Origin of the sequence: uncultured Campylobacter sp. (assembly GCF_938045625.1) — a bacterium.
Classification (GTDB): domain Bacteria; phylum Campylobacterota; class Campylobacteria; order Campylobacterales; family Campylobacteraceae; genus Campylobacter_A.
The window spans coordinates 1-24,883 of the sequence record NZ_CALIAV010000066.1 but is presented as its reverse complement, the minus strand read 5'-3'; the positions used below and the strand labels follow the sequence as shown (position 1 = coordinate 24,883).

18 protein-coding genes and 1 pseudogene are annotated in these 24,883 nt (G+C 49.9%); 13 read left to right on the top strand and 6 right to left on the bottom strand.

Annotated elements, in window-relative coordinates; translation table 11 throughout:
* The first annotated feature begins 276 nt into the window (after window positions 1-276).
* From ciaB to Q0386_RS07130, 8 genes and pseudogenes are all read left to right on the top strand, one after another.
* On the top strand, window positions 277-2,106 hold the full coding sequence (ciaB, locus tag Q0386_RS07165) for an invasion protein CiaB (protein WP_299029109.1): 1,830 nt from the start codon (window positions 277-279) through the stop codon (window positions 2,104-2,106).
* A 390-nt stretch (window positions 2,107-2,496) separates the two neighbouring features.
* Window positions 2,497-2,913: an acyl-CoA thioesterase gene (locus Q0386_RS07160; RefSeq protein ID WP_122866485.1), complete on the top strand. Its 417-nt coding sequence runs from the start codon at window positions 2,497-2,499 to the stop codon at window positions 2,911-2,913.
* A gap of 593 nt (window positions 2,914-3,506) precedes the next feature.
* The gene (locus tag Q0386_RS07155) at window positions 3,507-5,765 is read left to right on the top strand and encodes a molybdopterin-dependent oxidoreductase (protein ID WP_299029102.1); all 2,259 of its coding nucleotides are present in this window, start codon (window positions 3,507-3,509) and stop codon (window positions 5,763-5,765) included.
* Between the two features lie 157 nt (window positions 5,766-5,922).
* A complete protein-coding gene (locus Q0386_RS07150) occupies window positions 5,923-6,942 on the top strand; it encodes an ABC transporter substrate-binding protein (protein WP_299029099.1) in 1,020 nt (339 codons plus the stop codon).
* Window positions 6,943-6,995: 53 nt separating this feature from the next.
* Window positions 6,996-8,466 (top strand): annotated as a pseudogene (locus Q0386_RS07145) (subtype B tannase).
* A 59-nt stretch (window positions 8,467-8,525) separates the two neighbouring features.
* A complete protein-coding gene (locus Q0386_RS07140) occupies window positions 8,526-8,741 on the top strand; it encodes a hypothetical protein (protein ID WP_299029096.1) in 216 nt (71 codons plus the stop codon).
* Window positions 8,742-8,821: 80 nt separating this feature from the next.
* The gene (locus Q0386_RS07135; RefSeq protein WP_299029093.1) at window positions 8,822-9,829 is read left to right on the top strand and encodes an iron ABC transporter permease; all 1,008 of its coding nucleotides are present in this window, start codon (window positions 8,822-8,824) and stop codon (window positions 9,827-9,829) included.
* The gene (locus tag Q0386_RS07130) at window positions 9,829-10,602 is read left to right on the top strand and encodes an ABC transporter ATP-binding protein (RefSeq protein WP_299029091.1); all 774 of its coding nucleotides are present in this window, start codon (window positions 9,829-9,831) and stop codon (window positions 10,600-10,602) included. Before Q0386_RS07135 ends, Q0386_RS07130 begins: the two co-directional genes overlap by 1 nt.
* On the opposite strand, the gene Q0386_RS07125 is transcribed toward Q0386_RS07130, so the two are convergent.
* A complete protein-coding gene (locus tag Q0386_RS07125) occupies window positions 10,571-10,774 on the bottom strand; it encodes a hypothetical protein (protein ID WP_299029088.1) in 204 nt (67 codons plus the stop codon). The genes Q0386_RS07130 and Q0386_RS07125 overlap by 32 nt on opposite strands.
* A 254-nt stretch (window positions 10,775-11,028) precedes the next feature.
* Window positions 11,029-12,387, bottom strand: a complete 1,359-nt coding sequence (gdhA, locus tag Q0386_RS07120; protein WP_299029085.1) for an NADP-specific glutamate dehydrogenase — start codon at window positions 12,385-12,387, stop codon at window positions 11,029-11,031.
* Between the two features lie 300 nt (window positions 12,388-12,687).
* Here gdhA and Q0386_RS07115 point away from each other — a divergent pair, with 300 nt between their 5' ends.
* From Q0386_RS07115 to tsaD, 5 genes are all read left to right on the top strand, one after another.
* Entirely contained in the window at window positions 12,688-13,929 is a 1,242-nt protein-coding gene (locus tag Q0386_RS07115; protein ID WP_299029082.1) for a uracil-xanthine permease family protein, read from the top strand.
* A 182-nt stretch (window positions 13,930-14,111) separates the two neighbouring features.
* Window positions 14,112-15,560, top strand: coding sequence for a DKNYY domain-containing protein (locus tag Q0386_RS07110; protein ID WP_299029079.1), 1,449 nt, complete (start codon window positions 14,112-14,114; stop codon window positions 15,558-15,560).
* A gap of 96 nt (window positions 15,561-15,656) precedes the next feature.
* Window positions 15,657-16,985: a cell envelope integrity protein CreD gene (gene creD / locus Q0386_RS07105; RefSeq protein ID WP_299029076.1), complete on the top strand. Its 1,329-nt coding sequence runs from the start codon at window positions 15,657-15,659 to the stop codon at window positions 16,983-16,985.
* A 590-nt stretch (window positions 16,986-17,575) separates the two neighbouring features.
* Window positions 17,576-18,379, top strand: a complete 804-nt coding sequence (locus Q0386_RS07100; protein ID WP_299029074.1) for a hypothetical protein — start codon at window positions 17,576-17,578, stop codon at window positions 18,377-18,379.
* Window positions 18,380-18,924: 545 nt separating this feature from the next.
* On the top strand, window positions 18,925-19,959 hold the full coding sequence (gene tsaD, locus Q0386_RS07095; RefSeq protein WP_299029071.1) for a tRNA (adenosine(37)-N6)-threonylcarbamoyltransferase complex transferase subunit TsaD: 1,035 nt from the start codon (window positions 18,925-18,927) through the stop codon (window positions 19,957-19,959).
* A 171-nt stretch (window positions 19,960-20,130) separates the two neighbouring features.
* On the opposite strand, the gene Q0386_RS07090 is transcribed toward tsaD, so the two are convergent.
* The 4 genes from Q0386_RS07090 to Q0386_RS07075 form a co-directional block, all read right to left on the bottom strand.
* The gene (locus Q0386_RS07090; protein WP_299029068.1) at window positions 20,131-20,661 is read right to left on the bottom strand and encodes a hypothetical protein; all 531 of its coding nucleotides are present in this window, start codon (window positions 20,659-20,661) and stop codon (window positions 20,131-20,133) included.
* A gap of 172 nt (window positions 20,662-20,833) precedes the next feature.
* Window positions 20,834-21,697: a 3'(2'),5'-bisphosphate nucleotidase CysQ gene (locus tag Q0386_RS07085; RefSeq protein WP_299029065.1), complete on the bottom strand. Its 864-nt coding sequence runs from the start codon at window positions 21,695-21,697 to the stop codon at window positions 20,834-20,836.
* Window positions 21,698-22,064: 367 nt separating this feature from the next.
* Window positions 22,065-23,339: a citrate synthase gene (locus Q0386_RS07080; RefSeq protein ID WP_299029063.1), complete on the bottom strand. Its 1,275-nt coding sequence runs from the start codon at window positions 23,337-23,339 to the stop codon at window positions 22,065-22,067.
* Window positions 23,336-24,508 carry a cation:proton antiporter gene (locus tag Q0386_RS07075; RefSeq protein WP_299029060.1) on the bottom strand — a complete coding sequence of 391 codons (1,173 nt, stop codon included), beginning with the start codon at window positions 24,506-24,508 and terminating at the stop codon, window positions 23,336-23,338. Before Q0386_RS07075 ends, Q0386_RS07080 begins: the two co-directional genes overlap by 4 nt.
* Window positions 24,509-24,883 lie beyond the last annotated feature (375 nt).

Here is a 24,883-nt window from a genome sequence, read left to right as displayed (position 1 = left end):
GCGTCACGGGATTTTGCCCTGCTTGCTACTTTTTAAACCGCTGTTCGCTAAAGCGCTAAATTTAGCCGAATTTACTCGCGCGGGTTAAAATGTGACCTCCAAATTTGACCCCGCGCCCCGTTTTTATATAAATGCAAATTTGAGCTTTATAAACCAATCTCTTTAAGGCGCAAATTTTGCCGTCCGCACCGTCAAATTTAACCCCCGCTTACTCATTTTTAACGCGATATGCATCAAATTTAGGCTAAAATACGCCAAATTTTTAAAAGGATAAACGTGAACGATTTTAAAAGATTAAACGAGCTAGTAGCGGCCGGTAAAGATGAGCTAAACGCGATGTATAGGCAGCTGGATAATCCTAGCGATGTCGTGCAAAATATGCTAAAAATCGCGGGTTTTAAAGGACAAAAGAGCGAAAAGGTCGCGGTTTTGCGCCGCATAGTCGATCTAAAGGTTGAGCCGCTAGAAAACGAGCTAAAAAAGCAAGGGCGCGAGGAAGCCGAGATACAGCGCATAAAGGACGAAGCTTTTGAGCTCGTGCGCGAGTTTTACGAAGTTCGCTTCGAAAAGCTTCTGGCGCGGGTAAAAGAGGAGAAAATTTTAGATGAGTTTTATCAGGCGCTGCTTAGCGGCATGCACGGCGCGGGACTAGCGATGAACGCGTGGCAAAGCGCGTGGGACAGGCAAATCCTGCAAACGACGAATAAAGAATTCGAAGCTAAATTTGCAAATATGGCCGAGGCGATCAAATTTATAGGCGAAAACGGCCTCTATCAAAAAGACGGCGGGCAAAAGGGCGAGCGAAGCTACGGCGCGGTTATGAAAAACGGCGATAGATACGACTTTGCGCCCTATGCCGTGGCTTTTGAAAAAGAAGTAAAGCGAGTGGCGGACGCGCTAGAGGAGCTAATCAAAAATCTAAAATCGCTAGCTGCAAACGACGAGCAAAGAGCCTACGTAACGTACTTTGAAAAGCTAAAGGCGGCGTTTTGCGAGCGCGAAAACAACCGAACGATCCCCGCGTGGCAGGACGCCGAGCGCGCGTGGATGGATGTAAAAGGCCCGCTGCAGCCCGGCCATCCGCTCGAGTACTACGAGGACGCCTACACGCACGCCGTCGCGCTCGAGTGGGACGTGAGGCTCTCAGGCGCCAGCGACTTTGACGAGGAGAAGTTTAAAGCCAGCGTCATCCGCGCCTACGAGCAAATTTGCGAGCAGTGCGGGATAGAGGACGCTGCGCTAGCACGCCAAGTCACGCAAAACATCGCTAGAACGCAAACATACATCAGCGTGCCGATGATCTACTACGGCGCCGAGCTAAACGGACTATTTTCCGCGCAGGTCGTGCCAAACGACGAGACCGTGAGCAAGGAGCGGGGCAAAAAGATATTCGCCTTCGTCGAGCACGTTTACGAGAGCGCCAAGGCGCGGCCGTTTATGAAGCTTAGCGGGGAGATCTTTTCGCGCGAGTTTTTGGACTACGGACGCGAAATTTTGTTTAAAAAGCCGCAAATTTGGAAGAAAACCTACGAAATCTCCACGATCGGCCACGAGTTTGGGCACATACTTTTCGTCGGCACCGACACGGAAAAGGCGATGAACGCGGACGGCGAGTTTAAATTTACCGAGGAGTACAAGGCGACCACGGGTGGGCTGGTAAACTTCTTTATCGGCGGCGACGAAGGCTACGAGATGAGCGTATTTCACGAGCTCATCGCCCGCGCGGTCGGGCTCATCGCGTGGCGCGAGGTCGATGAGGTGCGCGCGTACTACTGCGAGGGACTCATCCATCTTAGCTTGCTTTTTGACTCGGGCACGCTTAGCTTTGAGGACGGCGCTTTGATCGTCAAATTTGACCGCGAGCATTACGCTAAATTTAAAGAAATCTGCCTCGCAAACTACAAAAATTTGGCGCTTCACTACGCAAGGCGCGCTCCGGCGGGCGAGTTTTTGGCGAGATTTTGCGACAAAGAGGGCAAAAGCTACCTGCCTAAACACGCGCAGGCAAGGGCATTTGTAGAGCACTACTATGCCCGCTATAAGGCTATCGGAAACGAGCTTGACGAGAGCGGCGAATGGGAAAAGTGGCAAGCGGGAGAGAAGTAGCCAGAGGCAAATTTGCGCTAGATTAAGCGGCTTGGCATGCAAATTCGACCCGAAATTTACGTCAAATTTGCCTTTTCGAGCGGCCTAGATCCGCACCTTTTTGACGCTGAGTTTAGCATTTTTAGGATATGGGTTTTGCGGCCTAAATTTGTACGTCTCGCTCCGCAAATTTACCAAATTTACTGCGAGTCCTGGTTCTTTGTATTTAAATTCTGGCGTAAAATTAAAAAGTCAAATTTGATTTGCTTGGGCTAAATCGCGGCGCAAATTCGGCTTTCGGCGGGCAAACATGTCAAATTTGATGAAATCGCGCTAAATTTACTTGAGGGCAAGCAAGCCAAAGGCGGTAAATAGTCGCTAAATTTACGAATCTAAAACGAAAGGATAAAAATGGAAGAAATGCTAGAAGGCATGGGCGAGCCGCGCATAAAACAAGTCGCGCTGCCAAAGGACACAAACTCGGCGGGCAATATATTTGGCGGCTGGATACTAAGCCAGATCGACCTTGCCGGCGCACAGGCCGCGCGGGAGCTGTCACCCGAGCGAGTCGTGACGATCTCGATGCAAGAGATTATATTTAAGCAGCCCGTTTTCGTCGGCGACGTCGTGAGCTGCTACGCCAAAATCATCGCCGCGGGCAACACCTCGATCAAAACTAAGATTGAAGTCACGGCGCTGCGGCTAAATGCGGCGGGTTTTCGCGAGCGCATACACGTGACATCCGCGATCGCGACTTATGTGAGCGTGACTAAGGACGGTGCGAAAAAACCGATCGATCCGGAGCTAAAAAAGGCGCATGGGTTTTGATCTGCTCGCTCTGAGGGCTCGGGCGAACTAACTGCCTAGCCCCTTAGCCGCGTTAAATTTGACTCTGTTTTGCTGGCAACGGCTGGCCAAACGGGTCAAATTTGGCAGAATTTGGCGGCTCGCTCGCGAAATAAAATTTTGTTTTGCCGAGTCGGTGGTCAAATTTAGCTCGCCAAAACCCACGCTAAATTTATCGCACTCGAAAATGACTCACCATAAAATTTAAAAATCCCAAAACGCACGTACTAAATTTAATCTTGCAAATTTCGCCGCCTTTTGCTCGCTTTACGCCTCACAAACGGATCAAATTTGATTAAGCGTTGAAGTAGAATTTTAAGTTACATTAATACAACAACTAATTCTAATCTTAATAAAATCTCTCAATACGCCTTTATAAGTAACTAAAATGATACGCTAGAAATTGCGATTTTACAGGTATTGCAGCTTTGTTTACCGATATAAAATATAAATTAAATCTTAAATTTAGAAACTGATTTATGATATTAAGAGAATTTATTATCTTTTAAGGACAAATATGCGAATATTTCATATTTAATAAATGTGCAAAATTTGCATATAAAAAAGGAGAAAAAATGACAAAGACCGGCAAAGTCATATGCCCATACTGCGGCACGGGCTGTCAGGTCGAGCTTCACGTCGAAAACAACGTGATAAGAAGCGCGCTTGGAGTGCAGGATAACCCCGTAAATCAGGGAAATCTGTGTTTAAAGGGCTTTTACGGCTGGGACTACGTGGGGGCGCCTGATAGACTGACAAAACCGCTAATCCGCAAAAAAGACGGCGTATTTAGCAAGGACGGAGATTTTGAAGAGGCTAGCTGGGACGAAGCGCTCGATCTAGTCGTCTCAAAGATGAAAGAAGTAAAGGAAAAATACGGCCCGGACGCGCTAGTAGGCAACTACTCGGCTCGCTGTACGCTAGAGGACAACTACGTCGCGCAAAAAGTAATGCGCGCCGTAATCGGCACGAATAACGTCGACCACTGCGCTAGAATTTGACACGCTCCGACTGTGGCAGGTCTTGCCAAAACAATCGGTAACGGAGCGGCGACAAACAGCTTCACGGAGATCGGACCTTATAGTAATTGTATCTTGATGATTGGCTCAAACCCCGAAAACGGCCACCCGATCGCGGCGATGCACATACAGCGCGCGCTAAACCGCGGTGCTAAGCTCATCGTGGTAGACCCGATAAAAACGGAATTTGCCAGCCGAGCGGACGTGCACTTGCAGCTAGCGCCAGAGCATAACATTGCTGTTATAAACTCGCTTATTTACGTTATTTTCGAGGAAAATTTAGTTAACTGGGACTTCGTAAACGAATGCACCAAAGGCGTAGAATACGTACGCGAAGCGGTCAAAGACTATTCGCCTGAAGCCATCGCTAGCTATACCAACCTAAACCCACAGGACGTGAGAAAAGCGGCTCGCATGTACGCGACTATCCGTCCGGCCGTCATCACGCACGGTATGGGCGTCACGCACTTTAACCACGGCGTAGGCGCGGTTTGCGATATATCAAATTTATTCCTTTTAACCGGAAATATCTGCGAGCTAGGCAGCGGCGACCTACCGATACGTGGACAAGAAAACGTCCAAGGCTGCTGCGATATGGGTGTGTTGCCAAATATTTTCCCAAATTTAGGCTCGGTAACCGATCCGAAACAGCGCGAGTGGTTTGAGCAGGTTTGGCATCTAGAGCCAGGCTCCCTAAGCGGTAAAATCGGCATCCATAAAACCGAAGTGCCAAACGCTATCCTTGACGGCAGAGTGCACTTTTTCTGGACGATGGGCGAAAACCCGGTTGTAACCGACCCGAATACCAACCACTTCCTAAAAGCGATCTCAAAGGTCGATATGTACGTGGTTCAGGATATATTTTTAACCGAAACGTCGCGTAAAGCAGACGTCGTGCTACCTGGCGTGGCAAGTAGCGAAAAAGAGGGCCTCTACGCCAACGCCGAGCGCCGCGTCCAGCACAACGAGCACGTTATCACCCCTCCTGGAGACGCCAGACAAGACTGGTGGATCATCTGCGAGATCGCGCGAAGACTCGGAGCGACAGAGGGATTTAACTTTAACTCGCCTGAAGAAATTTGGGAAGAGGTACGCAAGTGCGACCCTAGAAGATACGGTGGCATGAGCTACTACCGCATCAAAAAGTACCACGGCTTGCACTGGCCGTGCCCTGACGAAAACGATATGGGCGGACAGAGCTTGTATCTAGATAAAAAATTCTTTACGCCCGACGGCAAAGGTAAATTTATCCCTTGCTTGCACGTAAAGAGCGTAGCTGATATCGAGCCGGCGAAAGCCGAGTTTGCTAAACGCGTAAATTTACCGCCTGAGTACGAAGTGATGGCCGGTAGCGTGGACGAGCCGACCGACGCCGAGTATCCGATACAGCTGCTAACTACGCGTAAAGTCTATCAGTACGCCGGCGGCGTCATGACTAGACGATCAAAAGCTATCGAAGAGGGCGGCGACAGCATCGGACCAATAGCTGAGATGAATCCTGCGCTGGCCGAACGCTACGGCATCAAGCAAGGAGACTTTATTAAAGCGTGGAGTAGATACGGCTACATCGTCATCAAAGCAGACGTCACGGACATCGTCCCAGACGGCGTCATACAGATGACCTACCACTACTGGGAGAGCTGCTGCAACGAGCTAACCAGCAACGGCTGGGACTTCATCAGTAAGACCCCGACCTTTAAGGCCGCCATCCAGATCCAAAGGATCGAGGAGGAGGAGTTTTTGCGTATTCGCGAGCTAAAACGTATCAAATTCCAAACCAACAAGGTCATCTACGACGACTATCACCACGAGTGATTTTTAGCCCCGTTCGCAAAACCGCGGGCGGGGCTTTTAAATTTGCCTTTCAAATTTGGCCTCAAATTTCGCTTCTTTCTTAAAATTTGAAAAATATATCTTATTTTAATATGCAATTTTGTAATATTATAAATTTATATCTCACAAGGAGCAAAAGATGAAAAAATTTCTCACGACGCTGCTTTTAAGCGCTATCGTCGCGCTAGGAGCCGAGGTTAAAACCGTCACCGACATGACCGGCAATGAGGTCAAAATCCCGGCCCAAACGCAAAAGATAGCCGCGCTTTGGCATGCAAATAACCAAGTGATCTTGGTACTAGGCGGCGCGGATAAGATCGTAACCACGACAGATCTTATCAAGAAAAATAAGTGGTTCGCCGCTATTTACCCGCGCATCGCAGATGTACCGGCCGCGCTAAACGGCAACGACATCCAGATCGAGGAGCTCGTTAAACTAGCGCCCGACGTAGTCGTCGTATCAAATAAAAACTTCCAAGAAAACCTTACTAAAAACGGCTTTAATGCCGTAAATGCAATATTTCGCGACTACGACGATATGAAAAAAAGCGTGCTACTAACGGCTGAACTAATCGGCGGCGACGCGGCTAGCAAGGCAAAAGAACTAAACGAAAATCTAGATGCCAACATCGCGCTAGTCACCGAGCGCACGAGCAAACTAGACGACGCTGCGCGCCCTAAAGTTCTACACATCGTAGGCGGCGCAAACCTGCTAAAAATCGACGGCACCAAAACGATCATCGACACGTGGGTGAAATACGCGGGCGGTAAAAACGCGGTGCAAAAAGAGGGCAGCATGATAGAAATCACGGCTGAAGAGATCGTGGCGGCAGACCCTGATATCATCATCGTTGGCGGCGCGGATAACCAAAAAGCGGTTGAGAAAATTTACGCCGATCCCGTATTTGCAGGGCTAAAAGCGGTCAAAAACAAAAAAGTCTACGGCAACCCAAAAGGCGTGTTTAGCTGGGATAGATACGGCGCGGAGTCGGCTTTGCAAATTTTATGGGCGGCTACGATCGTTCAGCCGGAGCTCTTTAAAGACGTCGACGTAAAAGCCCAAACCAAGGCGTTTTATAAGAAATTTATGAACTACGACCTTAGCGACGCGGAGTTTGACTACATCCTAAAAGGGCTAAACCCGGACGGTAGCAAATAGTCAAATTTGAGCTCGTTTGCGGGTAAATCCCGCAAAATCAAAAGGAAGCAAAGATGAAAAAGAGGGCGCTTGCATTTAGCGCGGCGGCTTGCCTGTGCGCGGCGATTAGCGCGCAGGCGGCGGATCTGAAATTTGACCCGGATAAATTTGAAACGCGCTCTATAAAAGCGGGCGAAAAAGAGGTTAAATTTAGAGCCTACGAGGAGATAGTTTACGTAGCAAACCCCGTCGATAGCCGGTTTCAGAGGCTAAATTTTTACGTTCCGGCACAGTATTTCGAGGATGGTAAAAGCGAGTCGGGCAAATTTGACGCATCAAATGCGCCGATCTTTTTGCCAAACTCCATCGGCGGATATATGCCGGGCGAGCCTTTTACGCCCGCCCTTGATAAAAATGGCAAGCCAAACGCGGTGCTAGCGGCGCTTGAGCGCGGTTACGTCGTCGCAGCGCCGGGAGCTAGAGGCAGGACGCTCAAGGACGCAAACGGCAAATTTAGTGGCAAAGCGCCCGCCGCCATCGTCGATCTAAAGGCCGCCGTGCGGTATCTCAAATTTAACGACGCGGCGATGGCGGGCGACGCAAACAAAATCGTATCAAACGGCACGAGCGCGGGCGGAGCGATGTCGGCGCTGCTCGGCGTCTCGGCAAACGCGCCCGAATTTGAGCCGTATCTGGCAGCACTCGGAGCCGCAAAGGCTAGCGACGAGATCTACGCCGTCTCCGCCTACTGCCCGGTTACGAACCTAGAAAACGCCGACGCAGCCTACGAGTGGATGTTCGGCGCGCAGACGAAGTACGAGAAAATGGACTTTAGCGCGCTAAGTGCGGCTGGATTTAACGACCGAAGCGGCAAGCCAAAAACCGTCTCAGACGAGCTAACCGCAGAGCAAAAAGAGCTCTCCGCCGCGCTAAAATCGGCCTTCCCCGCCTACGTAAATTCGCTAAATTTAAAAGACGCTAAAGGCCGCGCGCTCACGCTTGAGCCTAGCGGCGAGGGAAGCTTTAAAGAGTACGTCAAAAAGACGCTAGCAGACTCTTTCGCGGCTGCAAAAAGTCGGGAGAAAAGCCTACTAAAGCCCGAGTTTTTCACGCTTGAAACGCAGGGCTGCACGCTCGGATATGATTTTAAATTTGAAGACTTTGTCCTATCTATGCCGCGCGCTAAAGCTACGCCCGCATTTGACGGAAAATCCCGAAAACGACTTTTTCGGCGATGCGGACGCGGCGGCGAAGCACTTTACCGAATTTAGCGCAAAACGCGGCACGGGCGAGAGCGCGGACGCTAAAATCATAAAAATGGCAAACGCGATGAGCTATCTAGGTAACGCAAACGCGGCCAAATTTTACCGCATCAGGCACGGCGCGGCCGACTCCGACACGGCTCTAGCCGTACCGCTTATCTTGGCGCTGGGGCTACAAAATGCGGGCAAGACGGTTGATTTTGCGGTGTCTTGGGGGCAAGGTCACGGCGGCGACTATGATCTGGACGAGCTTTTTAGATGGATGGACCGCGTCGTAAAATAGCTTAAATTTGACGCGGCGGAAGCTTGCGTTCAAATTTGGCTCGACGAAAAATTGCGGAAATGTTAGATTTAAATTTGATAACGCGGCAAGGGGTGCCTAGCCCAAATTTATCGTTGGCGCCAAGCCTTAAACGCAAAACGGCGGGCAAATTTGATCCAAGCGGCTTAAATTTGGCGCTTGGTGCGGATTATCTAGGTCGCAAAAAACCGCCTTTTTGCTCGCTGTTTTGCGTGGCGATCGCAAATAAGAAACAAAAACTTCGCTCGTCAAGTTAGCGGCAAAGCAAATTTAGCCCTTTTGCGAGCGATTTTGCGTGCGGCACTACCGCGGACGCAGATTTTATTTTAGGAGAAAGATGAAAAATATTAGTTTTAAATTTACGCTTATTTTGCTAGCCGTGCTGACCGTAGTTTGCGGCGTGATCGCGCTTGGCGTCGGCAGGTTTTACGTGGCGCCGGGTGACGTACTTAGCGTGATCGGTAGCTTTTTTGGAGTGCCGACGGACGCCGCGGCAAATATCCAAAACGTCGTTGAAAACATCCGCATACCGCGCATCATCGCAGCCGTCCTCGTAGGAGCCGCGCTTAGCATCAGCGGAGCGGCATATCAGGGCGTCTTTCGCAACCAGCTGGTTAGCCCCGATTTGCTGGGCGTTTCGGCCGGAGCTTGCGTCGGAGCCGCGATTGCGATCATGTTTGATTTATCGCTTTTTTGGGTGCAGGCGTTAGCTTTCGTCTGCGGGCTCGCAGCCGTAGGTATGACGCTATCCATACCGCGTCTAATGGGGCGATCTAGCACGCTGATGTTAGTTCTTTCAGGCATCATCGTTAGCGGTCTGATGGCTTCTGTTATCGGCTTTTTAAAATACGTCGCCGACCCCGAGACCAAGCTACCAGACATCGTTTATTGGCAGCTGGGCAGTCTAGCCAAGATCGACGCGGATAATCTCAAATTTATCGCGCCCGTGATGATAGCCTGCGCGGTGCTGCTCGTAGCGATGAGTTGGAGGATAAACCTACTCTCGCTAGGCGACGAGAGTGCGGCGAGACTGGGCGTAAACGTAACGCTAGAGCGCGGCGTCATCATCGTCTGCGCGACGCTGCTAACGGCATGCAGCGTGTGCGTGAGCGGTATCGTGGCGTGGGTAGGGCTACTGATGCCCCACCTTGCGCGTATGCTGGTTGGCGCAAATAACGTCCGCAGCCTGCCTGCTAGCATATTTATGGGCGCGATATTTTTGCTATTTGTCGATACTCTAGCGCGCACGATCAGCGTGAGCGAGGTGCCTCTGGGCGTACTTACGGGCTTTATCGGCACGATATTTTTCGTCTGGGTACTCTGGCGAAACAAAAAGGTCGCGTGATGTTAGAAGTAAAAAATCTAAATTTTGCCTATCCAAACGGCGCTGGTAGGCTAGAAAACGTAAATTTACGCGTCGGCAAAGGCGAAATCCTAACGATACTCGGGCGAAACGGCGCGGGCAAATCGACCATGCTAAGCCTAATCAGCGGCACGCAGACGCCGCACTCGGGCGAAGTTTGGCTCAGCGGCAAAAACAGCGCCGAGCTTAGCAACAAAGAGCGCGCCAAAATCATGGCCTACGTCGCTCAAAGCGAGATCTGCGAGTACGACTACACGGGTCTTGAGTTTATCACGATGGGGCGAGCGGCGCATCTGGGTATCTTTGCGCGGCCTAGCGAGGAGGATACGGCGATCGCGAAGGAATTTACCGCAAAACTTGAGATCACGCACCTGGAGGATAAATTTATCACTCAGATGAGCGGCGGGCAAAAGCAGATGTGCTCGATCGCGCGCGCGATGGCTGCAAAGCCCGAGATAATCGTGTTTGACGAGCCGACCTCGGCGCTGGACTTTGGCAACCAGTACAAATTCCTGCGCACAGTTAAGCAGCTAAAAGAGCAAGGCTACACCATCGTGCTAACGACTCACAATCCCGATTTTGCCGTGCTTTTAGGCGGCTATGTGGCACTGGTTAAGGGTGGGGGCGAGGTGGCTTTTGGCACCGTGGATGAGATCATCGAGAGCGAACACCTAAGCAAACTTTACGGGCTAAATTTGAGCGTGGAGTACATAGAGCAAGTAACTAGAAAGTGCTGCCTGACGCATCCGCTGTGAGTTGCAGCGTGCGAGAAGCGGCGTAAATTTGCGCTACGTAAAACCAAAAAAGGCGAGAGCGAGAGTGCACGGCGGCGGGGCGGATAAATTTTGCGCCCAAGGCGTGAGGCGCGTATCCGCCTTGCAAATTTGACGTCTTCGGCTCGCCTTGTCGTTTGGCGATTTTTACCATCAAATGTAGCTTAAATTTGAGGCCTATAAAATTTGACGAAGCCTTGATTCCTTGTGGTCGGCACGGCTTTACAAATTTGACGGCTCTAGGTTTGCGTCGTCTGTAAATTCGCCGTTAAATTTAATCTCTCATTTTGCACGCTGGGGCGGTTAAATTTGCTTCGTTAAAGCGGTCTTGCTAAAGCGAAGCAAAACCATGCCCAAAGAGGCTCGCCGGCACACTCTAAATGCAGCAAACGAGCCCCAAAGTCAAATTTACACATACCCCTGATCTATCATCGCATCGGCGACTTTTCTAAAGCCCGCGATATTTGAGCCAAGCACCAGATTTCCCTCGTCGCCAAACTCCTTGCTCGTCTCGTAGCTAAGCTCAAAGATGTGATTCATGATGCCGTGCAGCCTGCGGTCAACCTCCTCAAAGCTCCACGAGCTCATGCCGGCGTTTTGCATCATTTCTAGTCCCGATGTGCCTACGCCGCCCGCGTTTGCCGCCTTTGCCGGAGCGAAGTAAAAATCCTTTTGCGCGAGCATGAAATTTATCGCATCAAGCGTGCTTGGCATGTTTGCTCCCTCAGCGACGAAGCGGCAGCCGTTTGCGTAGAGCGTCTTTATATCGGCTAGGTGCAGTTCGTTTTGCGTCGCACACGGGAATGCACCGCCGCATGGCACATCCCAGACGCCGTTTCTGCCCTCTTTGTACTCGCTCACGCTCACGTATTTTGCGCTTGGTTTAAATTTGACGTATTCGCTAAGGCGAGCGCGTCTAGCCTCTTTTATCTCTTTTAAAAGCGCTAGATCGATGCCCTCGGCGTCGTAAACGTATCCGTTTGAGTCTGAGACCGTGATAGGCAGCGCACCTACTTGATAGAGCTTTTCAACCGTGTAGATAGCGACATTTCCGCTACCGCTAACGCTGCATTTTTTGCCCTCTAGCGTTAGGCCGGCTTTTTTTAGCATATTTTGCGTAAAATAGACCAGCCCGTATCCGGTCGCTTCCGTGCGCGCTAGGCTGCCGCCCCAGTTTAGGCCTTTGCCCGTTAGTATGCCGTCAAACCTGCCCGTGAGTTTTTTATACTGCCCAAACATATAGCCGATCTCGCGCGCGCCCACGCCGATGTCGCCTGCGGGCACGTCCACGGTGTTGCCGATGTGGCGGTAAAGCTCGCTCATAAATGCCTGACAAAAGCGCATTATCTCGCCCTCGCTCTTGCCCTTTGGATCAAAGGTGCTGCCGCCCTTTGCGCCGCCGATATTTACGCCCGTTAGCGAGTTTTTAAAAATTTGCTCAAATCCTAGAAATTTTAGCACGCCAAGATCCACGCTCGGGTGCAGTCTGATACCGCCTTTATAAGGGCCCACGGCTGAATTAAACTGCACGCGGTAGCCGTTATGCACCTGAGGTTTGCCGTCATCATCCGTGTATGTGACGCGAAATATCACCGTGCGCTCAGGGATCACGATGCGCTCTAGGATCGCGTGTTTTTGGTATTTGCTCTCTTTTTTTATAAGCGGCTCGAGGCTGCCCAGCACCTCGGTCGCAGCCTGTACGAACACGCCTTGGCCCGGATTGGTCCTTTTTATCCACTCCATCGTTTTTTCGATGTACTCGCTCATCTTCGCTCCTACTAGTCAAATTTTAGTAGTTGAATATTAACTCTCATAGAAAAAATTTTTATTTAAATTTAACCAAACCAAATTTAGCACCTTAAAGGTGCGGGTCTCGGTGCGTAAATTTAAAATTTGCTCGAAAAAATTTGCTTAAAACGACACTTTTTCGTCGCCGTAATCGTTGCCGATATGTTATAATTTCACGAATTTTAAAATCGCGCCTGGTTTAAATTTGGCTGCAAAACAAGACAAATGCTGCAAATTTCAAGAGTCAAAAAATAAGTCGCAAAATAAAAAGAGGAAAATATGGAAAAATACGAAGGCTACAATCTCAGGCTACGCGACGCTCTCGTCGGCGTGCAGTTTTTATTCGTCGCGTTTGGCGCGCTCGTGCTGGTGCCGATTTTAACGGGGCTTGATACGTCTGTGGCGCTGTTTACGGCGGGCATCGGCACGTTGCTGTTTCAGCTCATCACGCGCAAAAACGTCCCGCCGATCTTTTTGGCTAGCAGCTTTGCGTTCATCGCGCCGCTAAGCTTTGGCGTGAAAGAGTGGGGCATTGCCGCGACGATGAGCGGGGTGATCGCGGCGGGGCTTTTTTATGTGGTTCTAAGCCTGCTCATTAGGCTTAAAGGCGAGGGGTTTTTGCATAAAATTTTACCGCCCGTAGTCGTCGGCCCCGTCATCATGACGATCGGCCTCATCCTCTCGCCCGCAGCCGTAAATATGGTCATGGGCAAGGGCAAGGAGGCGCTTTACACGCAGGGGCAGTCGCTTACCATCGCACTCATCTCGCTTTCGGCGGTTATTGTCGTTATGATGTTTGGTCGCGGTATGCTGCGCCTAGTGCCGATACTGTGCGGCATCGCGGCTGGATACTGCGCGTCGCTGTTTATCGGGATCGTGGATTTTACGCCGATTTTAAGCGCGCCGTGGTTTGCGCTGCCGCATTTCACCGCGCCGGTTTTTAAGCTCGAAGCCGTGATCTACATGGTGCCTATCGCGATCGCCCCTGCGATCGAGCACATCGGAGATATGCTTGCTATCAGCAACGTCACGAAGGAGAATTTTCTCAAAAACCCCGGACTTAAAAGCACGCTACTTGGCGACGGACTCGCGACGTCGCTAGCTGGCTGCTTTGGCGGACCGCCGAACACCACCTACTCGGAGGTTACGGGCGCGGTCAGCATCACGAAAGCCTACAATCCCGCCATCATGACCTTTGCCGCGCTTACAGCGATACTGCTCGCCTTCGTGGGCAAGCTCGGCGCCGCTCTCTCCACGATCCCTGCTCCCGTTATCGGCGGCATCATGCTGCTGCTTTTTGGTATCATCGCTAGCGTGGGCATGGAGACTCTGATCAAAAACAGCGTGGATCTGGCCGAGCCGCGCAATATGATCATCGTCGCGCTCATATTCGTCTGCGCGATCGGCGGCATGGTGCTGGACTTTGGCGCTATGAGCTTTAGCGGCGTGGGGCTTGGCGCACTCATCGGTATCACGCTAAATTTGGTGCTGCCAAAGACCAAGCATTTTGACGGATACTGAGTTAAATTTGCGCGGAGCCTGCATCGTTTCGCGCGATTGCGGGTAAATTTGAGCTTAAATTTCGGCGCCAAATTTACCCGCGGCTTTTGTCGCCAAATTTACCGCACTCTAAATTTTAAAATTTCCCCGCAAACGCTTTCAAATTTCTAACGTTTTAAACTAGCAAGATATATAATTGCCTTATGAAAAAGGCAAATAACTTAAGCAAATTTGATAAAAAGGCGCTAAAGCTCCTCTTTGCGGTACTTTTCGTGCCGCTCTTCGTCTCGCTCGTTTTTATCTATGAGTTATCGGTGTATGACCGCTCGCGCGAGCTGCCCGCGGACGCGCAAAAGATCGGCCGCAGCGATTATTTCAACATCGGCGGCAAAATTTACCTACGCTCTTGGAATCTCGCTCCCTACGAGCTAGAGGGCGGCGCGGACGCAGCGAGCTTTCGCGCGCTTGATACTGGCAGATACTCCTATACAAACGTCGGTATGGACGCTAGTAGCGTATTTTGCGGCGCTCGCAAGATGTCGGGGCTGGATCCCGCTCGCACGCAAAAGATCGGCTCTCGCTACTACAGCGACGGACGCGTGAGCTACTTCTGCTCGGACGTCACGCAGCGCACGGGCGGTGCGATAAGCTACATTTATAAGGTGTTTTTCCACGCCTTTGGGCTCTCAAAGTGGCCGCAGGAGTACAACTACCCATACGCGAGACTGGATACTAGCGCGCCCATCTCGCCGCTGACGGAGAGCCCTTACGTCGCCACCGACGGCGAGCGGGTATTTTACGATGGTAAAATTTTAGCGGGCGCCGACGCAAAAAATCTAAAACAGATAAGGCGAAAAATCATATACGAAGACGGCCCCGAGTTACCCGCGCACTTTCGCCTGATCGATCGGTGGCTGAGCGACGGATGCAGCGTTTATAAGGGCGGCGAGAAGCTAAATTTCACGCCTAGCGAGCAGATGTATCTGATGGAGCCAAACTCGGGCATAGAGTTTCTCTATGATCCCGCCGCGGGCGCGGTGTTTATGGACGGCGAGAGGTTTGAGGCTGCAAACGAGCCCTATACGCCGCTAAATTTTCAGAGCGACCATCAGGAATACATGCTGTTTGCGAGTAAAAACGGCATATTTTATCTAAGCAAAGATAAAATTTTAAATCGCCCGCGCGGCAGCGGCGCTGAGGGCCGGCTCAAAGACGCTTTTTGGTACGTGTATTATAAATTCAGCGCAGACGCCAGCCGGCTAAGCGCGCTAAAAAGGGCGGGCGACAATCCGTTTAAAGGCGCCGTGCGGCAGATCTCGGAAAGGCTGTTTAAGGACGACGCGGGATTTTACTATCTAAATTTTTACTCGCATAGCGTTTACGTCACGGGTCGCAGCGGCAGGCATCTGGATAAGCGGACGAATTTCATCGATCTGCGAAAGATCACGCTAGACGTGCATGATGATGAGGTGATGGCGCAGATCGCGGACGAAGCGGCTCGAAACCCCGAGATGTCGCAGCGGGTCTTTACCGCGCAGGACGTGGAGTATGAAAACGGCGCGGCCTTTTATATGTATTGCCTCGCGGCGGTTTTGTTGCTCGGAGCTTGTATTTATAGCTATCTTAAAAAGCGTAGCTTGCGGCGCGGTTAAATTTACCCCAAATTTGCTCTAAATTTACAACCTTTCTTACCGATTTATTACGATTTCTAGTTAAAATTGCAGTGAAAAAAATCAAAAGGAAATCCAATGGAAAACAAAATCATAAACAGCGTGAGGGGCGGCTTTTGGACGAAGCCCGTCATTATTTTCGTCCTGCTTTTGCTGCTGCTTATCCCGCTAGGCTTCATCAGCTCGATGATTTCTGACCGCGCCTACGTCAAGCGAAGCGCCGAGGAGTCCATCATGCAGCCAGTCGGCGGGGAGCTTAGGATCGAGGGTGTTTTGATCTCGGTGCCGTACAAAAAACAAGCGGCCGCATATAACGAAAACGGCGTACCTACGGTATCGCAGACAACCGAGCAGATCATGATAGCGCCGCAGTCCTATGAGCTATCGACCCAGCTAAATCCGCAGTATCTAAAGCGCGGTATCTTTAGCGTGCCCGTTTTTAACGGCGAAGTAGCGCTAAAAGCCAAATTTGCGCCGCTAAATTTCGAGCAGCTAAATATCGCGGAAAGCGACATTTTGCTAGGCGAGGCGACGCTGATTTTGGGCGTAGGTAGCAAAAAGACCTTTACTGCATTTCCCGCGCTAAAAGCAAACGGGCAGGATCTCGCGCAGTCTTTTGCGCCGCCTAAATACTCGCCCTTTGCCCAAAGCGTCCACTATAAGCTACCCGCAAATTTAGCAAGCGGCGGCTTTGAGCTAGCGGGCACGCTATCTATGCAAGGCGGACAGAGCGCGAGCTTCGTTCCTGTGGGGCAGGATAATAAATTTGACGTAAAATCATCGTGGAGCTCGCCGTCTTTTAGCGGCGGCTGGCTGCCTAAATCGCGCGAAGTCACAAGCAGCGGCTTTAACGCGCAGTGGGAGATCTCGGGCCTTAGCACCGGCGTTCCGCAGGCGTGGATCATGGACGGCAGGCGCGAGATGGGATTTGAGGGCGTCGAGGCTAGCTTCATCAGTCCCGTAAACAACTATTCGCTCATCGCGCGCTGCGTGACCTACGCGATCTTGTTTTTAGCGGTGCCGTTTTTGGCGATATTTTTGTGCGAAATTTACAGCCGCGTGCGCATCCACCCGATCCAGTACCTACTCATCGGGGTCGCCGACGTGCTGTTTTACCTACTCGTGCTCTCATTTTCCGAGCATATCAGCTTCCTAGCCAGCTACCTCATCGCGGCCGCAGCCGTGTGCGCGACGATACTTTTCTACGGCTCGGCGATCTTTCGGGCGCGCAAATGGGGCGTATTTATCGCGCTCGTACACGGGGTTAGCTACTGCTTGCTCTACGGCATCTTGCAGTCCGAAGACTACGCGCTTTTGATGGGCAGCGTGATGATATTTGCGGTGATAGCGTTGGTGATGTATTTGACTAGGAAGATAGATTGGTACGAAAACGGGCTGAAAATTTAGCCTTTTGCGGCTTGTCTTTTTTGTTTATACGTCGTTGGAAACTCAGTCGGCTTCGGTCACGGACGACTAGTCTGCTCCCTCGCCTCCGTCGTTTCCGCCTTGTCTCCTCGTAGCGAAGTCTCGTTACGAGCGCTTGCGCGAAGTAAAAAGAAAAAATACTTCGCCTTGACTTTATACGTTCAAATTTGATTCACCGAGACCCGCACCTTGAAAACATCAAAATTTGGACTCAAAAACCCGCGACGCTTTGCTCATAGAGCAAAGCAATGTCGCCACATCTAACGTGCAGTGGGGTTGGTGGGGGTTTGGGGGCGGGTCTGTCTCCGACAGTTACGAGCGCAAAGCGCGAAGTAAAGGAAGGCGACGCTCTACTTCGCTTTGCTCGTAGCTGCAAGCAGACCGTAAGTAGAAACCCTTCCGCCTCCCAAGAAAAAAGAAAAACTAAAAATTTTTAGAGAACATCAAATCTGACAAAACCAAATTTAGCATTTTTGCGGTGTGGGTCTCGGCAAGTAAAATTTAAAAATTTATCCAAATTTTAACGCTATAATCACGCTCGTTTTAAGAACGTACAAATTTAAAGGATAAAAATGAAAAATTTTCTCGCGCTATTTTTAGCGCTTAGCTTTGCCGCTTCGTCGCAGGTATTTGGTGGCGAAAAACCGACCTCTGCGAAGCAAAACGCTCAAATTTTACCCCCGAGCGAGCTAAAATTTACCCCGCGACCAAAGCTAAAAGGAAAGCAAACGGGCGAGCTGGAGATGAGGTTTAGCTACGACGTAGAAAGGACGGGCGAGTACGATCCGGAAAGCCGCCTAGAGCTAAACAACGTCTATGAGCGCATCTATACGCCTGAGGGCGAGACGCTGTTTTACGGCAGGCTATACGGCTATATCAAGCCACCCTTGCATCATCCGCAAAAGCAGATCGTCAAATTTATCAAAAGCGGCCAAGAGCGCTGGATCGAGATAGATTTTTATCATGCGGACGGCATGCATAGCGGCACGCTGCAGCTGTGCTTGTGGGACGATATAAACGTCGAAGTCAAAGAGGCCTTTGACGAAGGCAACGTCGCGGGGCTATATAAATCGAGCAATAAATTCGACGTGATGCTGGGTATCTTTTCTGATAACAATAACTTCTCCTACGCTAGCGACGGCAAACCCCGCCAAAAGCACTTTATCACGGTGCGCTCGGGGCCTAAAGAGGATTACTACGAAAACTACGACGAAAACGGCACGATCGAAAACACGAGCTACCAAAAAGACACGGTATTTATCTGGGTAAAGACGTTTTATCCAAACGGCCGACTAAAGTCGTTTAACGACTATGAAAATAGGACCGAGCGCGAATATGACGAGAAAGGGAGGCTGATAAGAGAGGAGAAATTTTAAATTTTTCGGCTCGTCTTTTGAGCGCTTTTTGCGGATTTCCTTAAAATTTGACTCGATAGGCTGCTACATGCCTTATCTTCGTCAAATTTTAACTTCAAAACCCCAAAAATCATCTCAAAATACTTCGCCTTGTCGTTTTACGCTCAAATTTATAAATTTGACGCACCGAGACCCGTACCTCAAAATTGATAAATTTAAATTTGCGACGCTTTGCGTCAGCAAAGCTATGTCGCCACCTTAAAAGCGTCGTAGGGGGAGGGGGATTAAGGGGGTGGGGAGCGACTTCGCCATTCAAGCCCCCACCCCCTTTACAATAAAGTAAAAAACAACCTCAAACGGTTGTTTTTTACTCAAAGAACTTAATTTGCAATGCCAAATTTAGCATTTTCAAGGTGCGAGTCTCGGTGGGTCAAATTCGGTTTTGTTGCAAATTTAGAGCAAGCGATTTGTGCGTGTATTTTACCGCCTTTGCGAAGGAGCGGGCCGAATTTATAACCGCGAAAGCAAAAAGCGGTAAAATGCGCTAAAAAAGGAAAATTTATAAAATGAGCGAAAATTTACAAAATAGCGGCGCGGGCGGGCTAATTTTGGGCATAGAAAGCAGCTGTGACGATAGCTCGGTTGCTCTGCTAGACATAGAAACGCTGGAGCTAAAATTTCACAAAAAAATATCGCAAGATGCCGAGCACTGCGCATTTGGCGGAGTGGTTCCGGAGCTAGCCGCGCGCTTGCATACGGCTGCGCTACCTAAAATTTTAGAGCAGATCAAGCCCGAGTTACCGCGCGTAAAAGCCGTCGCTGTCACGAACGAGCCCGGGCTCTCCGTGAGCCTAGTGGGCGGCGTCGCGATGGCAAAGGCGCTCGCCTCATCGCTGCGCGTGCCGCTAATCGCCGTAAATCACCTCGCCGGGCACGTGTATTCGCTATTTTTGTCACAGGAGGCGCAGCTACCTACGGGCGTGCTGCTCGTTAGCGGCGGGCACACGATGGTGCTAGATATCGGCGCGGACGGGGCCGTGAGCGTACTGGCCGCGACGATGGACGATAGCTTCGGCGAGAGCTTTGACAAGGTCGCAAAGATGCTGGGGCTGGGGTATCCTGGCGGCGTAGCGGTCGAAAAGGCGGCTAAAAGCGGGCGCGAGAGGTTTAAATTTACCGTGCCGCTACTGGGCGATGCGCGCACGGCGTATAGCTTCTCTGGGCTAAAAAATCAAGTTCGCGTCGAAACCGAAAAACTTGCTGCAAGCGGGAATTTGGGTGCGCAGGAGATCGCCGATATCTGCTTTGCCTTTGAAAATACGGCCTGTAAGCATATCTTAAACAAGCTAGAAAAGATCTTTGCCCAGCGCAAATTTGAGCGTTTCGGCGTCGTGGGCGGAGCGAGTGCGAACCTAAATCTGCGCTCTCGTCTAAAGGCTTTATGCGATAAATACGGCTGCGAGCTCATCTGTGCGCCGCTGGAGTTTTGCTCCGATAACGCCGCGATGATCGCGCGCGCGGGACGCGAAAAGTACCTGCGCGGCGAGTTTGCGGGGCTTGATCTGCAAGCAAGTCCTAGAAGCGAGCTAACGAGGATTTAGTTTCGGCTTTTGGCTGAAATTTGCTTTTTGGCTCAAATTCGGCGATTATTACCCCAAATTTAGCTTTTTGTGGCGCTGTTGCGAGCGGGTGATGGGGTATAAGACACGGCAAATCTAAATTTCGCGTGATGAGCTAAAAGTGCCAAATTTATAGAATCTAAAATCGTTTCGCTAAAAAAATACCGCGGCAATCGCCGCAAACGCTAAGACTGAATAAATTAAGATTTTGACTATGCTTGTTTTTGCGCCAGCTTTTTGCTCGTAAAATACGCTTAATTTGTATTCCGAGCTCTTAAGCGTGCGCCATGCCGCAAAAATCGCCATCACCAAAAGTAACGAGCAAAATTCTCGCGACGGCAAGCTTCTAAAATCCTCCAAAAATAAAATGGTCGCAAGAAGCGTCGCCAAGCAAAACAGCATAAAAAATATCCAGCTCAAAGCGATGAAAAATACGGCGTCCATTTTGCAATCTATACCGTGATTTTTATATGCTGCGACCCTAAAGCCGATATAAACGGCAAGCAATGCGCAAGATAGTATCGTGAGCGGGTTAAATAGCGCAGAAAGCGTCATTTGGCTCATCTCCGCGCCCAAGATAGAGGACATGGGCGCAAAAGTAACGAAGGCGCAAAAGTAAAAAAGGATAAATAAAATTCTAGCCTGGAAAATGACGCTAAGAACTGATTTTATGATTTTTAACAATTGTTTCCTTTAAACGTTTGGCGACTTGGGGCTTGAAATTTGACTACGATTTTAGCTAAATTTTAAATGAAATTTATCGACTCTCGTCTAGCAGGTCTTAAATTCGGCGTTGCTATATAATGGTATTTACTTGAGCCGTTTAAATTTAAAATGCGGCGAGTCGCCTTTTGGTTTATAAATTTAGCTCTTTTATCGCTCGTAAAATTTCATCCACGCGGTCTAAAAAATCCTTTGCAATGACGATAAACTCGTTGTTTTTTAGCGAGGCTGCGTCGTAGATCGGCGCTTTTAGCGTCGCTAGATCGATCATCTTTGCTCCCGCACCCGCAGCGATCATCTCGCCCGCAGCGTTGTCCCAGATGGAGCTTGGCGAGTAGCGCATGTATGCGCCCGCGAGATTTTCGGCGATGCGGCAGTATTTGATCGCCGAGCTTAGCCGCGCGATGTCCAAATTTAGAGCGGTTGCGAGCTTGCCGGCCGTTACGTTTTTGCCGCGTTTGCCGCTGATTATCGTTTGCGGCGCGCACTCTTTTGCGGCTAGAGTTTGCGGTATAAATGAGCCGTTTTCGTAAAGCTCTTTTTGCGTTGGCTCGCCCTTTGCCGCGCTATAAATTTCGCCGGTAACGGGCACGTAGATAACGCCAAGAACCGGGCGACCGTCCTCTATGAGCGCGATACAGACGCAAAACTCGCCACTACCCTCGATAAAATCCTTCGTGCCGTCTAGCGGATCGATGAGCCAAAACGTCCGCGCGGACTCGCCCAAAATCTTTTCCTCCGAGCAAATTTGGATTTGCGAGCTTTTTAGTGTTTCAAATATCGCAGCGTTTGCCGCAAGATCGGCTGAGGTCACGGGCGAATGATCGGTTTTTAAATTTACTTCGAAATCCCGGCAGTTTTGGCTGCATGTGCTTTCGGGTAAAGTCGAGCGAGCTGCTAAAATCTCGTCGTCAAAGCCCTTGTGGGCGTAAAATTTCATTATCTCGTCACCTGCTTTGATGGCCGCAAGCTTGGCTAGGTTTAATAGTTTTTGCATTTTGGTTTCTTTTTTTAGCGGCTCGTCTTTTGAGCGCCTTTGAATGAGTTTGAAATTTTCGCCCTGCGGCAGACTATCTGTCTAGCCTTGGGACGAAAATTTCCGCACAACATTCAAATTCATCTCAAAATACTTCGCCTTGTCGTTTTGTGTTCAAATTTAAAGTCAAATTTGCGAATTTGAGTTGCCCAGACCCGCACTTTGAAAATATAAATTTTACCTTAACTTAAAGAGTTAAGGCGACGTATTTTTTCGTCAGACGAGGCAGTGGCGAACGAGGCGAGGGAGCGTATATATAATACGTGACCGAAGCCGACCGAGCCGCTAACGACGTATGGCGGAAAAAGACATGCCGCCAAATTTAAAATTATTTCGGCGTCCTGTTCGTCTCGCCCACGTATAGCTGTCTAGGACGTACTATCTTGATACTCTCCTGCTCTTTTAGCTCTATCCACTGGCTGATCCAGCCCGGGATCCTGCCGATGACGAAGATGACCGCAAACATATCGTTTGGTATGCTAAGCGCTTTTAAAATCAGTCCCGAGTAAAAATCGACGTTCGGATAGAGGTTGCGCGAGATGAAATATTCGTCGTTTAGCGCGATCTCCTCAACCTTTTTGGCGATTTTTAGAAGCTCGCTGTTTATGCCGATCTCGTCAAACAGCTTATCGCACATGGATTTTAGCACCTTTGCGCGCGGATCGAAGTTTTTATACACGCGGTGACCAAACCCCATCAGCCTAAACGGATCGTTTTTGTCTTTGGCGCGGGCGATGTATTTATCGACGTTTTCGACCGAGCCGATTTGCTCTAACTGGCGGATGACGCCTTCATTTGCTCCCCCGTGAGCCCAGCCCCACAGCGCTCCGATACCCGCGGCGATACACGCATACGGGTGCGCGTGCGTCGAGCCTACGGTGCGCACGGTCGTCGTAGAGGCGTTTTGCTCGTGGTCGGCATGCAGCATAAAGACCGTATCTAGCGCCTTAACCTCGATAGGTTTTAGATCCACGTGCTCGTACGGGTAGGCTCTCATCATGTAGAGGAAATTTTCCGTAAAGCCGCGGTCTAAATTTGGATAAATGATCGGCAGCCCGCGCGAAAATCTATAAGAAAACGCCGCGATAGTAGGGATTTTGGCGATTATTCGCATCGCCATCTCGTGGTACTCCTCGGGCTTATCCATGTTTAGGTGGTCAAAGTAAAACGCCGAAAGCGCCGAGACCGCCGCCTGCAAAATCGCCATCGGATGCGCCTTATCCGGGAAAGCGTCGAAAATTTTCATCATGCCCTCGTGGATGAAGCTGCGTTTTTTAAGCTCGAGTTTAAATTCGTCGTATTGCTTTTTGTTCGGCAGCTCTTTATTTAGCAGCAGGTACGCCACGTCGATGAAGGTTTTATTTTCCGCTAGATACGCGATATCGTAGCCACGGTACATCAACTCGCCTTTTAACCCGTCGATATAAGTGATGCTAGAGCGGCACATCGCTGTCGAGGTGTAGCCGCGGTCAAACGTAAACATCCCCGTATCGCTAAAAAAGGTCGAGATATCGATGACGTCGGGCCCCATCGTACCGTGCAGTATCGGAAAGTCGTAGCTTTTGCCGTTTCTGTTGTCTGTTAGCGTAACTGTATCGCTCATTTTGGCTCCTTTTGCAAATTTTTATTTTCGTAGCTCATTAGAATTTTGATACAAATCGTTACTATTATAGCCTGAGTTAGGCTTGCTAGTATGAAAGAGAAGTAAAAATTTTCATTTATACCGCCTGATTTGTAGGCTATGGTAGCAACGGCGATGAGAAGCGTCAGCGGCATCGAGTGCGATAGCGCGAAAAGGACGGTATTTTTTAGCCCTAGGATGTTTAAAAACACCGTGCTAGCCGCCAGTCTAAAGCCTATCATGACGCCCGTTATCAGCGCCGCGTCGCGCACGACCCCGTCTATCATAAAGGCGTTAAGCTTAAACGTCGAGCCGATATGCACGAAAAATGTCGGCACCAAAAAGCCAAAACCAAAGCTGGCAAGCTTGTGCGGGAGGTCTTTTTTATGATCAAAAAAGGTCGCTATAAAAGCTCCTGCTACAAAAGCGCCAAATGCAATCTCTAAATTTAGATAAATCATAAGCGCAATGATACTAAAAAACAGCGCCATGCACAAACGGATGTCTTTTTCGGAGTTGTCGTAGTGGGGCATCAAGATGACGCGTAGCTGCGGATACCACCAAAATAGCACGTTTAGCGTCTTGTACCCGATCACCGCCGCAGCTAAAAATCCGCTCAAATATATGATCGAAAACGCGAGCTCGCTACCCGCGCCAAATTTCATATACGCGCCGACGAAGGTTAGCAGCGTGATACTCACGACTTCACCGATCGAGGCGATGAGCATGCCGATATTTAGCCACTCCTCGTTTTTGCCATACTCTTTAAACAGCGTAAATATCATACCCACGGCCATCAGCGGCATGATGAGGATAAAAAGGCGGTTTAGATCAAACGAAAACGTCAGCAGCGCCGAGAGTAGGTAGAGTATCGCCAGATAGACGACGCCCGTTTTTAGGATCTTTCTATCTATCGTGAAAAATAGCTTGAGATTGACCTCCGTGCCCGCTAAAAACATGAGGTAGAAAAAGCCTACTTCGCTCACGATTTTAAACATCTCGTTGTGCCCGATAAAGCCGAAATATCCCGCTACCGAACCCAAAATAATCTCCACGGGCGCGATAGGGATGCGTAAAATTTTAGAAAAATACGGCGACGTAAAGATGATAAAAGCTAGCGCGATGAGGATACTTAGTCCGTTTGCCTGCAAGAAAGTCCTTTGTAAATGGGGGATTATAGCCTAAGGTTTTTTATTCTTTGATAAATTTGACCCTCTGCGGCTCGTCTTTTTGCCCTATACTTCGCTGCTTTTAAATTTGGCTCGGTCATTACCGACCAGGTAACTCCCGTCGCCAAATTTAAAAGCGCCTCGTCCAGAACTTCTTGAAAAGCTACGAGCGTAGCGAAGTAGAAAAATACTTCGCCTTATCGCTTTACGCTCAAATTTGCAAATTTGATTCACCGAGACCTGCACCGCAAAAACGCAAATTTAAAAACGTGCGGCGCGACAGCGCGGTCGCACCCCTTGAACGTGCAGTGGGGTTGGAGAGGGTTTGGGAGAGGAAGGGGCGACGCTTCGTAAGTA